The organism is Herbaspirillum autotrophicum (assembly GCF_001189915.1).
In the GTDB taxonomy this organism is placed as follows: Bacteria; Pseudomonadota; Gammaproteobacteria; order Burkholderiales; family Burkholderiaceae_D; genus Herbaspirillum; species Herbaspirillum autotrophicum.
Genome location: NZ_LFLS01000004.1, coordinates 89,216 through 102,733, shown reverse-complemented (window position 1 = coordinate 102,733; position 13,518 = coordinate 89,216). Strand labels below are relative to the sequence as shown.

The window sequence follows — 13,518 nt, the reverse complement described above, 5'->3', positions numbered from 1 at the left end:
TCTATCGAAGCAAGGAATCAGGAAATCATGTCCGTGACCAGAAAAAATCACCGCAGCGCGCACCGCTCTCCCGCTCTCCGTAACGCCGTTACCGGATTGTCGCCGCTGGCGCCATCGATCCGGCGCGCCGTGCTGAGCATGGCAGCGGCGACGTTGAGCGTGGGCGGCGCCGGCGTCAGTCAGGTGGCGCTGGCAGAAAGCAATCAGGCCGAACCGGCGCGCAAATCCTATGCGATTCCGGCCGGCCCGCTGGAAGGAGCATTGACGGCATTCGCCAAAACTTCCGGTATCTTGCTGGTCTATCCGCCGGCCATGGTCGAGGGTTTGCGCAGTCCCGGACTGCAAGGGCAGTACGGTTTCAGTGACGGCGTGGCGCGTCTGTTGGCCGGTACCAACCTGGCCATCGTCGATACCGGCAACGGCACCCTGACGCTGAAACGCCAGACCGGTGGCAGCAGCAGCGCCGGCAATGGCATCTTGCCGGCGGTGATCGTCGGCGCCAGCAACCGGCAGGAAGACCCGCTCGGTCCGACCAGCGGCTATGTCGCCCGCCGCAGCACCAGCGGCAGCAAGACCGATACTTCCCTGCTGGAAAATCCGCAACTGGTCAATGTCATTACGCGCGTGCAGATGGATGATCAGGGCGCCCGCACCGTGGCTGAAGCCTTGCGCTATACGGCCGGCGTACTGGCCGAACCGAATGGTTTCGATGTGCGTTACGACTGGAATTACATTCGCGGCTACGATACCTTCGGCACGCAATGGGTAGACGGCCTGGCATTGCCGGGCGATCCGCTCAACTACGCGGTACCGCGCATCAACGCTTATGCGCTGGAACGGGTGGAGGTGATCAAGGGCCCGGCCTCGGTGCTGTATGGCAAGGCGGTGCCGGGCGGCATGCTCAATCAGGTTACCAAGCGACCGCTGGCCGAAGCGCAGCGCGCAGTGGAAATCTCGACCACCAATTTCGGTGGCGCGCAGATCGCGGCCGACCTCACCGGTCCGCTGGATCAGGACGGCCAATGGCTGTACCGCCTGGTGGCGCTGGAACGCAATGCCCATACGCAAGTGGACATGGAGCGTGACCGTCAGACCATGGTGGCACCCAGTCTGACCTGGCGGCCATCGGCGGCGACCTCGCTGACCTTGCAGGCGTATTACCAAAAAGATGATCCCTTGATGAGCGCGCGGTTCTATCCGGTGGTGGGTACCCTGCAACCGAACCCGGCCGGACAGATTCCACGCAACCTGTATCTCGGCGAACCAACCACCGATACGTTCCATCGTGAATACCTGTCGCTCGGTTACGCATTTGAACATCGCTTCGACGATACCTGGTCGGTGCGCCAGAATCTGCGTTACGGCCATGCGCAACAGGATATGTTCCTGGTGCGGGCGCATCCGTTTGTGGCGTTGCAGGCCAATGGCCGCACGCTCAACCGCGTTTCTGCCATTTCGGATGACGATGTCCGTTCCTTCTCGGTGGATAACCAGCTCGAAGCGCGCGTGCGCACCGGGCCGCTGAGCCATACGATTCTGGCCGGGCTCGACTACACCCGCGGCAAGCTGTCCTACAATTTCGCCAACAGTGCAGTGGGCGTGCCGACGCTGGATATTTTCAATCCGGTGTACGGGCAGGCAATTACCCGGCCGACCGTGTTCAGTTCATCGAGCTATCAGGAACTGACACAAACCGGTGTGTACCTGCAAGATCAGATTCGCTATGGCAGCCTGATCGGTACCATCGGCTTGCGTCGTGATCAATCGAAAATCGATTCGCTCAACCGTATCACTGCCGTGACCAAGACGACTGACGACAGCGCCACCACGGGCCGGGTCGGCCTCACCTATCTGATGGCCAACGGACTGGCGCCATACGCCAGCTATTCGACCTCATTCCTGCCGACTCCGGGAGTCGACCGGCTGGGCAATATTTTCCGGCCGCAGACGGGCAAGCAGGCTGAAGTCGGCGTCAAGTACGAACCGCTCAATGGCTGGGGGTTCGCCACTTTGTCGCTGTATCAGAATGATTTGAAAAATGGTCGTACTCCCGATCCGCTCAATACCCAGTTTTCTTTGCAAGTGGGCGAACAGCGGGTGCGCGGTCTGGAACTGGAAGTCAAGGCCGATATCTCCAACCGCGTGAGTCTGCTGGCCGCGTATTCTTACACTTCATCCGAAGTGCGGCAAAGCAGCAACCCGTTAGCGATCGGCCGCAACATGTTGCGCACGCCGCGCCATCAGGCTTCGGCCTGGGTCGATTATCGCTTCGAAAGCGTACCGGGATTGCAGGCCGGTATCGGCGGTCGCTATACCTCGGAATACGATACTTCCGACAGTTATCTGGCGCAGTTGCGTATCCCGTCGTTGTTCCTGTGGGACCTCGGCGCCTCTTACAATCTGGGTGAACTCGGTGCGGCATGGAAGGGCGCCAGGCTGCGTCTGACGGTGGCCAACGTGTCGGACAAGACGTATGTTTCGCATTGCCTGTCGGTCATGGGTTCGCCGTGCAACTACGGCGCCGCGCGTACCGCCACGGCGACGCTGTCTTACGGTTGGTAATGATGTTCGGGCATGCGCTGGCGGGTTTGCTGACCGCCGTCGGCGCCGTCGCGATATATCTGGCAGCACCGCACCAGCGGTTGCTGAGACCGCAGCTGGCCCGATTCCGGATACGGGTTATTGGCGTCTTGTCGCTGCTCGCCGGAGTGGCGCTATGGATGCAGGCGCTGCATCCGGCAGCCGGGTTTTTCAGCGCCCTGGCGTTGCTCATGACAATCTGGATCGCGCTGCCGTATCTGGCGGCGTGGCGTCAGACGCGACGTATCGGCGTTTCCCGGCATGCGCAGGACTGAGCGCATGGCGGCCGCCCACACAACGCAGTTGAGCTGGCTGTTCAAAACATTGGCCGGAGTCATTCTCGGGTACGGTCTGGCGCTGGCGCTGTCGGGCTGGTTCGCCTGGATCGGTCCGGGCGGGTTGACGCCGCTCAACAAATACCAATTCACCATGTGGCTGGTCCCGCCATTATGGCTGGCCGTGCTGTGCAGCGTGTTCCTGTTTCGCCGCGCGCGGCAGGCATGGCTCTGGCTGGGACTGGTCAACCTGCTGGCCTTTGCCGTGCTGCGGCTGCTGCGTTACTGGCTGGCCTGAACTGACTTCTTCCATGCGCGCCGAAACACTTCGTACCTACAAGACCGTCCATACCTGGACTGGCATCGTCGCCGGGCTGGCGTTGTTCATCGCTTTTTACGCCGGTGCGCTGACCATGTTCAAGGCGCCGCTGACACGCTGGGCATCGCCGCCGGCAGCGACCACATCGGGAGCCTATGCCGCTGCCGATGCGTTGCTGGCGCAAACGCTGGCGGCGCGCCCCGATGCCCGGGCCGATTTCACACTGCATCTGGGCGATGGCAATCAGGTGCCTCATCGCATTACCTGGCAACCGCGCGGTGCGGCGCAAGGGTGGACGGCGACGCAGAATCCGGACGGCAGTCTCACCATCGATCAGCGCCAGCCATCCGATCTGGCGGAATTCATCGATATCGTGCACCGTACCGCCGGCTTGCCGTTCGGACCGGAGTGGGGCGCGGGGATCATGGGGGTGGTCAGTGCCTTGTATTTCGTGGCCCTGATCTCCGGCATCATCATCCTGTGGCCGACCTTGTTCAAGGATTTTTTTGCCTTCCGGGTGGGCCACAATCTCAAACGCATGTGGCTCGATGCGCATAATGTGATCGGCATCGTGAGCTTGCCGTTTCACCTGGTCATGGCATTGAGTGCGGTGGTATTCGGGTTGCACGACATTATCTATGACACGCAAAAGCCGGTCGTCTATGGCGAACCACGCTTTGAACAAATGTGGCGTGACAGCGGTCCGTTCGCTGCCGCCAAACCGGATCCGGCACCGGCGCCGCTATTGCCGCTGGCGGTGCTGACGACGCGGCTGTCACAACAGCTTGCGGGGTTTGCTCCGCATACCTTGCGTTTCCGTGCTGCCGGCAGTGCCGGCGCCGCAGTCTGGATTACCGGCGATCAGCCATGTTGCATGCAGCGCTCGGCCAAAGGCGCGCTGGTACTGGTCAGTGCGGTTGATGGCGCGATCTTGCACGGCGAATACATGGGCGGTCTGCAATCCAATTGGATGGCGTCGGTGTCATCTTTCTTCGCGCTGCACTTCGGTTCTTATGGCGGCGCGCCGGTACGCTGGGCCTATTTCTTTCTCGGGCTGGCCGGGGCATTTCTGTTTTACTCCGGCAATCTGTTGTGGATAGAATCGCGCCGCAAGGCACAACGCAACGCTGCCGCGACAATGACACAGCGTCGTTCTACCCGCGTATTGGCAGCGCTGACCGTTGGCGTTACGCTCGGTTGCGTCGCCGGGTTGTCGCTGACGCTGGTAGCGGGCAAGGTGTTGTACGGGCATGTCGCCGATCTCAACAACTGGCATCGCTATGTCTATTACAGCGTCTTTCTGGGTAGTGTCGGCTGGACCTTGTTGCGTGGTGCACCGCGTGCCGCAGTCGGCTTACTGTGGCTGGCAGCCGGTGCGACCTTGCTGATACCGCTGAGCAGCGCAGCGGGATGGTGCTTGCCGGCGCTCGGATGGTGGGCGCATGCCGACAGTGCCGCTCTCGGCGTTGATCTGCTGGGATTGACAGGGGCCTTCTGCTTTGCCGGCATGGCGCACGCTACCGCACACCGGGTAAAACACGGGCCGCGTGACAGCGTGTGGGCGGCAGCCTGATGATCTACAACATCGCCAGCGATTGCTTTTTGCGCGGCGCCGGAAAGGCGCTGTCGAGTTCTTGCAGGTCGATGGCGGTCAAGGCGATATCGACGCAAGCGCGATTTTCTTTGACATGTGCCAGGCTGCCGGCCTTGGGAATCGCAATCACGCCCGCTTCGCGCAGCACCCATGCCAGTGCGATTTGCGCCGGCGTGGCTGCATGACGGCGGCTGACTGCGGCAAGTGCCGGATGTTGCAACAGGCGGCCTTGTTCGATGGGTGAGTAAGCCATGAGCGGGATGTCATGTTGCCGGCAATACGGCAACAAATCATATTCGATGCCGCGCCGCGCCAGGTTGTACAACACCTGATCGGTTTGCACCGCGTCGCCATGTTCCAGCGTCAGCAATTCCTGTATCTCATCGGTATCCAGATTGCTGACGCCCCAGCTGCCGATCTTGCCCTGAGTCACCAATGTCTCCAGTGCCGCCACGGTTTCCGCCAGCGGACAAGAGCCCATCCAGTGCAACAGATACAGATCGATATGGTCGGTGCCGAGGCGGCGCAGGCTGGCTTCGCAGGCCAGCGCCGTGCCCCGCCGTGATGCATTCGAGGGCAACACCTTGCTGACCAGATACACCTCGTCGCGGCGGCCGGCGATGGCTTTGCCGACAATCTTTTCGGCGCCGCCATCGGCATACATTTCGGCAGTGTCGATCAGTGTCATGCCGAGATCAATGCCCAGTTGCAGCGCTGCCACTTCCGCTTTGGCGCTGCCGGCAGACTCACCGAAATTCCAGGTGCCTTGGCCGAGAATGGGAACCAGTTTGCCGTCAGGCAGTGCGATGCGTCTGATATCTTGCATGAACGATCTCCGTTGCGATGGTCACGTCAGCATTATATGGTCGTCCGCACCAGACTGCCCGGCGCTGTCTTATTCCTTGCCTTTGACCGGTTTGGGATAATTTTTCAACACATCGATGCCGTGCGCATACGGTGAATTCCAGGTTTGCTCATGCAGCCTGGCGATGCGTTGCGCCATCGCGGCGTTTTGCAGCACCACTTCCAGATTGCGCGAATTATCCAGATAGCCGCCGCTCCAGTTGCTGGTGCCGATCCAGGCCACCTGGCCATCAATCGACATGGCTTTGGTATGGATCACGCGGGCAAACGGAATGAAACCGGAGGCGGCTTTCGGTAACGTCACGACCTTGATGTCGACACCCGGTATCAACGCCAGACTTTGCAGATAACGGATCGCCGGTTGTTCGGTATTCCAGTTGGACACCATCAGTTTGATCTTGACCCCGCGCGCAGCGGCGGCGCGGATGGCGTTGTCGATCACGGCGTAGTAGGGACGGCTGCGGTTCGGCCCATAGCTCAACGGCGCGTAATCCAGCAATTGCACCCGCACTTCGGATTTGGCCGCGGCCAGCAAATTGACCAGCGTGGTTTCGGAGTCGCCAACGCCGGCCGGGTTATAGGCATTCGGGCTGGCGACCAGATAGGCGCTCTGCGACTGATCGGGCGCCACCGTTTTTTGATTCAGCACCGGCACCGGTTCGCCGGCGGCGATCAAAGCCTGGGCTTGCCAGTCTTGTTCAAAAATGGCTTGCAACTGGTGCGCCATGCCGGCATCGCTGATGCGTAGGCCGGTTTCATGAATCTGGCTGAAGGAACGCCAGTCGAAATTCTGGCTGCCGACGTAGGCGCTGTTGCCATCGACTACAAAGTACTTGGCGTGAATGATGCCGTTACCGCCCAATTTGCCGAACTCGATAAAACGGAACTCCAGATTGGGAATTTTCTGCAATTGTTCGATGGTCGGCATGTCCGAGGCAAAGCGGCCTTTTTCTTCCATCAGAAAACGAATCTTGACGCCGCGCCGGCCGGCGGCATCCAGCCGTTCGATCAGGCGATCAGTCGCTTCCCTCGCTTTGCCGGCGACATAAAACTGGCCCAGCACGATTTCTTGTCGGGCGGCATCGAACATGTCGCTCCAGACCGTCAGCGGATCGCGCAGGTCGGGGTTGGTGAGCGAGGTCTCCACCGGCGTGGTGTAGACCAGTTCGAAACCGGGGATGGAAAATTCGGCTTGTGCACCGTTGCTCAATGCAAGCAGTGCGGCCATCGGTAAAAGAAATTTGCGCATGGGATGGAGAGGCATAAGAGTGATGTCGCGATGATCAGGCAATGTGCAGCTTGCTGTGGGCCGAGGCATGTGCCGGATGGTCGCCGTGCATGTCGATACGGCCAACGCAGGCACGCAGCATCAGTACTTTCAAGTGATCATTGATGCGTTCGATACGTTCCTGAAACATGTTGAAGAAAAACATGCCGATCACGGCGATGCCGATGCCCAGTGCCGTGGCATACAAGGCGGTGCCGATACCTTGCGATACCTGGCCCGGATCGGATACGCCGGATACGGCCAGCGCCTTGAAGGTATCGATGATGCCCAGAATGGTTCCGAGCAGACCCAGCAACGGCGCAGCCGTCACGATGGTATCGAGAATCCAGAGCCGTTCCTGTACTTCGCCGCGATTGGCGATGTAGACCGATTCACTGAAATCTTCCAGATCCTTGTCGGTGGTGAAGTGATGCTTTTCCGCCAGAATGTCGCTGACCAGTGTCAGCGGCAGGCTTTGACGCGCGGTCAGTGCCGGCGGCAGTTCGGACACATGCTGCACGGCATGGGTCATGGCGCGTTCCAGGCCTACCGCCTGGCGCAGCGTGTAGCCGAAAAACAGGCCGCGTTCGACAATCACGAACAGCGCCAGTGCGGCGCAGGCATACATCAGATAAAAAGCCACTTCGTGGAGTATTTGCATGTTCATGCTGACCTCTCTGTGCGCACGAATGCGCGTTGCTGATTGGATGGCGGCAGGCTTGCACCTGCCGCCGGGAAGTGCCGGTTGCGATCAGAAATCGGCGGTAACGGTGACACTGAAAGAGCGTGGCGCACTGACATAGAAGGTCGGTGCAGAAGCCGCCACCGGCCCGACTGCCTGGGCGTTGGTGGTGAACTGGCTACCGCTGCCCGAGTTCATGTTCAGATACTCCTTGTTGAAGATGTTGTTGACGTTCAGACGCATGGTCGGCTTCTTCAACCATGACGAGGACGGGAAGGTGTACCCGGCGCCGGTGTTGAAGACGGTGTAACCACCCAGACTGTCGTCGTTGACCAGACTCGAATAACGTTTACCGGTGTACTTGGCAGAACCGAAGACATACCAGCTGTCGCGGGCGTACTGGACACTCAGGCCGCTGAGCCAGTTGGGGGTGTCCGGAAATTCCTTGCCGGCGGTAGGCAAGGAGAACGTGCCGCTCCAAGGCATGTCGGTTTTCATCTTGGTCTTGATGTACGACAGCGAACCATACAGGCTCAGGTTGCGCGTCAGTGCATAGCCGGACTCTAGTTCGAAGCCCTTGGACGTCGAATCGCCGACGTTGTAATCGGTACGGCTGTTGGTGTCCGGATTGAAGGCAGAAGCGATCCGGTTCTTGTAATCAGTGAAGAAGACCGAGCCGGAGAATGTCAGCTTGTCGGCTGCATAGCGATAGCCGAGGTCGTAGTTCCACGCCGTTTCCTTGTCCACTGCAACACTGCGCACCTTGCCGCCGGTATACACGCCATTGACAAAAGTACCGCCGCTGATCAGGCCGAAGTAAGAGAAGTTGCCCGGCGCCTTGAAGTTTTTGGCGGCATTGAAGAATACCGATTGCGCCGATGTCAGTTGATAGCGCAGGCCGAGACTTGGCAACAGGTCGGAATACGATTTCTTGAATGCATAGTAGCCGCCGGCACTTTGGCTCGGGTAATTGGTGAAGTCGCGATCGATGCTGGAATAGCGCGCGCCGAGTTGCAGATTCAACTTGTCTTGCATCAGGCTGATGCTGTCTTGCATGAATGCCGACTTGCCGGTGCTGATCGTCAGCGTGTCGCGGTACTGGATATACGAACCGTCACGATTTTTGAGCCAGACATCGGGATTGTCCTGCCACATGTCGCTCGGATTGCCGTTGCTGTCGATGGCTGAATACGGGCCGCTTTGCTGGTGGCGGGCGCGCTCGTACCAATAGCCGAACATCAGGCGATGGTTGTCGATTTGCTGATTGAATTTCAAGGTGACGCCGGGGCGGAAGGTACGGGTGCGGCTGCCTTCGTAGGCGAGGATGGTGTCGCTGGTGTCGCCGTCACGATTGATATCGCCGGTGCCTCCGCCAAGCTGATTGCCGCCGCTGGTTTCCTTGAGCGTTTGCAATTGATTGCCGCCGGTGCCGAAGCCATACCAGAAATAAGGGCTGACATCGACGCTGGAGGTCGGGCTCAGCCGGAAGTGGGCATTCACGGTCGCCAGCCAGTTCTGGAACGGATTCAGGCTGAAACCATAGTAGCCATCCTTGGGACCGCCGATGATGTTGGCATTGGGGCCGCCGGATTCATCCTGCGCCCCCGGGCCACCGGGCAAATGCACCGGCGCCGTGGTGCCGAAATCATAGTCGCGTCCGTATTGGGCAATCTGCGCTTTGGTCAGCGAGCGATAATTGTTGTTGACCGCTTTGTTGTACATGAAGCCAGTATCAACAAAGCTGCCGCCGCCCAGATCGAGTTTGCTGTTGAAATCGATATGCTGCTTGTCGGCGCCGCCGCTGCCCTTGAATTTATCTGCCTCGGTTTTCGAATAGGAAATGAAGAACTTGAAGCGGCCATCGAACAGCTTGCCGGAATCCAGACGCACATAACCCTTGCGCAGATTGTTGGAGCCGTAGGTGAACGCGGTGCGGAAGCGTCGTTCATCTTCCGGCGTGCAGGTGGTCATGCCAATATTGCCGCCGGTGGCGCCGACGTGCGGTGCTTCGGTATCGGTCGAGCCTTGGGTGACAAACACTTCACACATGTTTTCAGGATCGGTGAATTGCTGCGGATACACGGCAAAACTACCTGAATCGTTGACCGGTGCGCCATTGACGGTAAAGCCCAACTGGTCGCTGTTGAAGCCGCGTACCCGGATGTTGCCGCCGAACAGGCCGGTGCCGTCATTGTCGTAGGTGTTGACGCCCGGCAGCAGGTTGATCATCTGGTACGGATTGCTGGTAGCGCTCTGCTTTTCCATGTAATCGCGGTTGACCGAGCTGCGCGCCTTGGCCGATTCTTCTTGCTGGATCAGGCCGGTATTGGTGCCGCCGGTGGCATCGCCTTGTACCGTGACCTTGCCAATCTCGGTGGTTTCGGCCGCGTAGGTCAGCGGACTGGCGGCGATGAACAATCCGGATATCAGTAAAGATATCCGGGATAGCTTGTATTGCATGGTCTTACTCCCTGAAAGATTTGATTTTGTAAAAAATGCGCGGCCGCCGGAACTCACCCGGCCGGAATGAATTCCAGTTCGGCGGTGAATCGATGGGTGTTTTCTCCGGCCCATGACGATTCCGGAAACCCGGAGAAATTGGAGCGATTGATGGTCTTGCGGGCGGCGTCATCGAGCAGCATCGAATTCGATGACTCTTCGATGCCGGCATCAACCAGCGCGCCGTCGCGTTTGAGGACAAACCACACGCGGACTTTTCCTTGTGGTCGTTGCAGACTGGCTTCGCGACCGGTCGGATAGCGTTTGATACTGTTCAGATGGGCACGCAGGCGGGCTACGTATTCGGCTTCGGCGTTATGCGGCCTGGCGGCTGCCGGTGCTGCTGCGGCCGCAGCCGGTGTTGGGGTGGCAGCCACCGGCGCCGCGACGACGGGTGCTTCCGGTGTTTTGGCAGCGGGCGCGGCAGCGGCGAATTCCGGATTGCTGCGCGCACTTGGCGTGACGGTACTGACGGCGGGTGTCGGCGGACGCGGCGTCGGCGGCGTGACCGGCGGCGGCGTCAGCGGTTTGATCACGGCCGGCAGCAGCGGCTTCGGTGGCGGCGGAGTGATTGGCGCCGGCACCGGTTCCGGCGCAGTGCTCACCAATGAAATCTGTACCGGAGCGTCATCATGATGTTGCTGCACCGTGGCGACGGTGCGGATACCGGCCACGATCAATGCCGCCAGCATCAGCAGCGCCGGCAGGCCGGCGGCGGTTTGACGGAATCGAAACAGCAACGGTTGTGAAACGGTCTGCGCGGCGTGCCGGGGCGCAAACTGCGGCATGAATTGTGGCGGGAGCTGAGACATGATCAGGGCTTGCGGGTAGCAATGGCGATTGATTCGAAGCCGCCTTGTTTCAACACGTCCATGACATCAACCAGGCGTTGTACTTCGACACCGCGGTCGCTGTTGACGACCACGTTGAGGAGTTCGCCGTCTTTCTTGATCTTGTGCAGGCTGGCAATCAGGCCATTGAGCGGCGTATCGGTGCCGTCGACCTGCAGCGTGTCGTGCAGGCCGATGGTGATGACGGCCTTGCTTTTCGGCTTCAGTTCCTGCGAACTGGCCGAGCTGGGCAGATGCGTTTTCAGGCCCAGCGCCGGAATCACGTTGAGGCTGATCAAAACGAAAAACACCAGCAAAAACATCATTACGTCGATCATCGGAATGATCTCGACCCGTGCTTTTCGCTTCTTGGGTTCGTCCCAACTACGCATGTCCATACTCCCGTTAAATGATTCCGAGGCAGATCAAATCTGCTTTATCGCTATAAGTTTTATAGCAGTTCGGAAGACTAACGAGGAATTGTTTCTGGCGTATTACAACGCGATCAGTGTTGCGGTTTTGGGAAAAACGACAGCAGAAGTTTGATGATGTAGACCACAATCAGAGACCCCATGAGGTCGCCGATGGACATCACGATCAGGCCGGACCAGAAGTGATAGGAGACGCCGCGAAAGACGAACCAGATCAGTTGCAGAACCGGATTGGAGAGTGCATAGAGCAGCACGCAGGTGAGCAATCTGGCCGAGGTCAGATTGGCAAGGGAACGGCGCAGATCCATTTCTTCCAGAGTGAAACGGTAGGCCAGATAAGGGGCCAGCGCCGAGATGATGGCATAGCCGGCGGTAGTCACCGGATCGTGCGGAAAAAGCCCGTAGATATTGGCTGTCAGCAGTGATCCAAACAATATTCCGAGCACGCCTGCCTCGGCAAACAGCAGGGTGCAGATGAGGCGGATGCCAGCCGGCAAGTAGACCCAAGCAATACCCTGAGTGAACTCCATATGCTCGAACAGCCAGGCATTGGCGCTGTAGAAAAGCAGATAACAGAGTGCCGTTCCTGTGGCAGTCAACAGGCTCAGGCGGAAGCGGGAGATGAAGGCTAAAAAGGGAGACATGGCGGCGCGTATGTTACCCATTTTTTTTGCCGGATGCCGGCGTTTACGAAATTGTGTGGTTAAATGTAACCGTATCGTCAGATACCACTGCGGATTGATTGCCACGGAAATTGCAGTTGGCATATTATTCGTTATTAAATAAAGAACATAGTTAAAAAATTCGCAGCTATAAATCAATACAAATAATGTAGCCATGGGAAAAGACACACGACCGGCAGATATCTATCTGCGTTTCTTGCAATTGGCGAATGCCTTGCGCGGCTTGCCGTCACTGGCCTCGCTGGATCCTCTGGAAGACCGCATTCTCGCGTTCGTGGCGCGCGCCGGACAAGCGCAGCAGCGCCTGTCGGTGCGTGACATGATGGCGCAGAGCGAACTCGGTTCGCCGGCGATGTTGCATTCGCGCCTGAAGTCGATGCGGGAAAAGGGCTGGGTAGTACTGGCTGATACGGAGGATCCGCGTCGCAAGCAAGTGGAATTGAGCCAGGCCGCCTGGCTGCATTTCGACAAATTATCCAAGTGCCTGGTGGAGGCGACGCAAGAATCCGGCAAGTAAGGAGTCACTTGTCGTTGTTGCCGTCTTCACGTTGCTCGCCATATTGACGTGCGGCCAACAGCTTGCTGCTGTCATGCCGCCGACACATGTCTGGTTTAAGCTGGCGCGTCAATTCCGTTGCACCGATTGGACAGGCTTCCGTGTTTTCCCTGAATCATTCCTGGCGCCGTCTGTTGTGCCTGTGGCTGGCCCTGTTGCCGGGCGCGGGCTGGTCAGTCGTTCACGCCGCCAATCCCGATGCCTTGTGGCAAATCACCAGTCAACAGTGCGTGCCGGCCAGCGAGGCCGGACGCGATCCGTTGCCATGCAGTCTGGTGGATCAGCAGCGCCAGTTCATCATCTTGAAAGATATTGTTGGTGTAGCGCAATATTTGTTAATCCCGACCGTGCGTATCAGCGGCATCGAAAGCCGCGATTTGCTGCTGCCGGCGGCACCCAATTACTGGGCTTACGCATGGGAGCAGCGTTTCCGCGTCAAGCGCGCGCTGGGGCGACCGTTGGCGGACGAGCAGATCGGCCTCGAGGTCAATTCAGCCGCCGCCCGCAGCCAGTTGCAATTACACATTCACATCGACTGCCTGCGCAGCGACTTGCCGGCGCTGTTGCAAACCTATGAGCATGTTGTGCCCGACACCTGGGTGCCCTTCATGCTGGAAGACCATCAATACCAGTTGATGCGGCTGACCGGCGCCGATCTCGGTGCGCGCAACCCGTTCAAGCTGGCTGCTGCCATGAGCCCGTTCGCCGCCACTGCCATGGGCGCGCAATCGCTGTTGCTGGCCGGCGCCCGCTTCAGTGACGGCAGCCACGGCTTTTACCTGCTGGCGATGCCGGTCAATTTCAATCTGGGCGAGCGCGGCAGCGCCGAAGTGTTGCTTGATCATCAATGTCGCTGAACCCCACGGGGCCGGCCTGATTCCGGGCTGATCTGCACTGCCTTGGGGCGAATATAGTTGTTTCGCCGCAATCAGGGCCGG

Annotated in this window: 13 protein-coding genes; 6 read left to right on the top strand and 7 right to left on the bottom strand. The window is 59.1% G+C overall.

The features are described 5' to 3' along the window. Positions 1–27: 27 nt before the first annotated feature. Genes AKL27_RS04360 through AKL27_RS04345 form a run of 4 tightly spaced genes read left to right on the top strand, consistent with a single transcriptional unit; the run spans position 28 to position 4,747 of the window. A complete protein-coding gene (locus AKL27_RS04360; RefSeq protein WP_050461565.1) occupies positions 28–2,562 on the top strand; it encodes a TonB-dependent siderophore receptor in 2,535 nt (844 codons plus the stop codon). Then, positions 2,562–2,855, top strand: coding sequence for a hypothetical protein (locus AKL27_RS04355; protein ID WP_050461564.1), 294 nt, complete (start codon positions 2,562–2,564; stop codon positions 2,853–2,855). The genes AKL27_RS04360 and AKL27_RS04355 overlap by 1 nt, the downstream gene beginning before the upstream one ends. A gap of 4 nt (positions 2,856–2,859) precedes the next feature. Continuing rightward, positions 2,860–3,153, top strand: a complete 294-nt coding sequence (locus AKL27_RS04350; RefSeq protein ID WP_157056794.1) for a hypothetical protein — start codon at positions 2,860–2,862, stop codon at positions 3,151–3,153. A 13-nt stretch (positions 3,154–3,166) separates the two neighbouring features. Beyond that, positions 3,167–4,747, top strand: a complete 1,581-nt coding sequence (locus tag AKL27_RS04345) for a PepSY-associated TM helix domain-containing protein (protein ID WP_050461562.1) — start codon at positions 3,167–3,169, stop codon at positions 4,745–4,747. A gap of 4 nt (positions 4,748–4,751) precedes the next feature. Here AKL27_RS04345 and AKL27_RS04340 read toward each other — a convergent pair whose 3' ends face one another. From AKL27_RS04340 to AKL27_RS04310, 7 genes are all read right to left on the bottom strand, one after another. After that, positions 4,752–5,594 carry an aldo/keto reductase gene (locus AKL27_RS04340; RefSeq protein WP_050461561.1) on the bottom strand — a complete coding sequence of 281 codons (843 nt, stop codon included), beginning with the start codon at positions 5,592–5,594 and terminating at the stop codon, positions 4,752–4,754. Positions 5,595–5,663: 69 nt separating this feature from the next. Next, positions 5,664–6,881: a phospholipase D-like domain-containing protein gene (locus AKL27_RS04335; RefSeq protein ID WP_050461560.1), complete on the bottom strand. Its 1,218-nt coding sequence runs from the start codon at positions 6,879–6,881 to the stop codon at positions 5,664–5,666. 34 nt (positions 6,882–6,915) lie between these two features. Continuing rightward, positions 6,916–7,566 carry a MotA/TolQ/ExbB proton channel family protein gene (locus tag AKL27_RS04330; protein ID WP_050461559.1) on the bottom strand — a complete coding sequence of 217 codons (651 nt, stop codon included), beginning with the start codon at positions 7,564–7,566 and terminating at the stop codon, positions 6,916–6,918. Positions 7,567–7,650: 84 nt separating this feature from the next. Beyond that, complete coding sequence (locus AKL27_RS04325) at positions 7,651–10,041, bottom strand: TonB-dependent receptor (protein WP_050461558.1); 2,391 nt, start codon at positions 10,039–10,041, stop codon at positions 7,651–7,653. A gap of 53 nt (positions 10,042–10,094) precedes the next feature. Then, positions 10,095–10,892 carry an energy transducer TonB gene (locus AKL27_RS04320; RefSeq protein ID WP_232310897.1) on the bottom strand — a complete coding sequence of 266 codons (798 nt, stop codon included), beginning with the start codon at positions 10,890–10,892 and terminating at the stop codon, positions 10,095–10,097. Between the two features lie 2 nt (positions 10,893–10,894). After that, positions 10,895–11,302 (bottom strand): ExbD/TolR family protein, encoded by a 408-nt coding sequence (locus AKL27_RS04315; RefSeq protein WP_050461718.1) that lies wholly within the window; start codon positions 11,300–11,302, stop codon positions 10,895–10,897. A 113-nt stretch (positions 11,303–11,415) separates the two neighbouring features. Next, a complete protein-coding gene (locus AKL27_RS04310) occupies positions 11,416–12,180 on the bottom strand; it encodes a hypothetical protein (protein ID WP_232310896.1) in 765 nt (254 codons plus the stop codon). On the opposite strand from AKL27_RS04310, the gene AKL27_RS04305 reads away from it, so the two are divergent. After that, the gene (locus tag AKL27_RS04305) at positions 12,179–12,541 is read left to right on the top strand and encodes a hypothetical protein (protein WP_050461557.1); all 363 of its coding nucleotides are present in this window, start codon (positions 12,179–12,181) and stop codon (positions 12,539–12,541) included. The genes AKL27_RS04310 and AKL27_RS04305 overlap by 2 nt on opposite strands. Before the next feature lie 140 nt (positions 12,542–12,681). Beyond that, positions 12,682–13,437 carry a CDP-diacylglycerol diphosphatase gene (locus tag AKL27_RS04300; protein WP_232310895.1) on the top strand — a complete coding sequence of 252 codons (756 nt, stop codon included), beginning with the start codon at positions 12,682–12,684 and terminating at the stop codon, positions 13,435–13,437. The last annotated feature ends 81 nt before the right edge of the window (positions 13,438–13,518 follow it).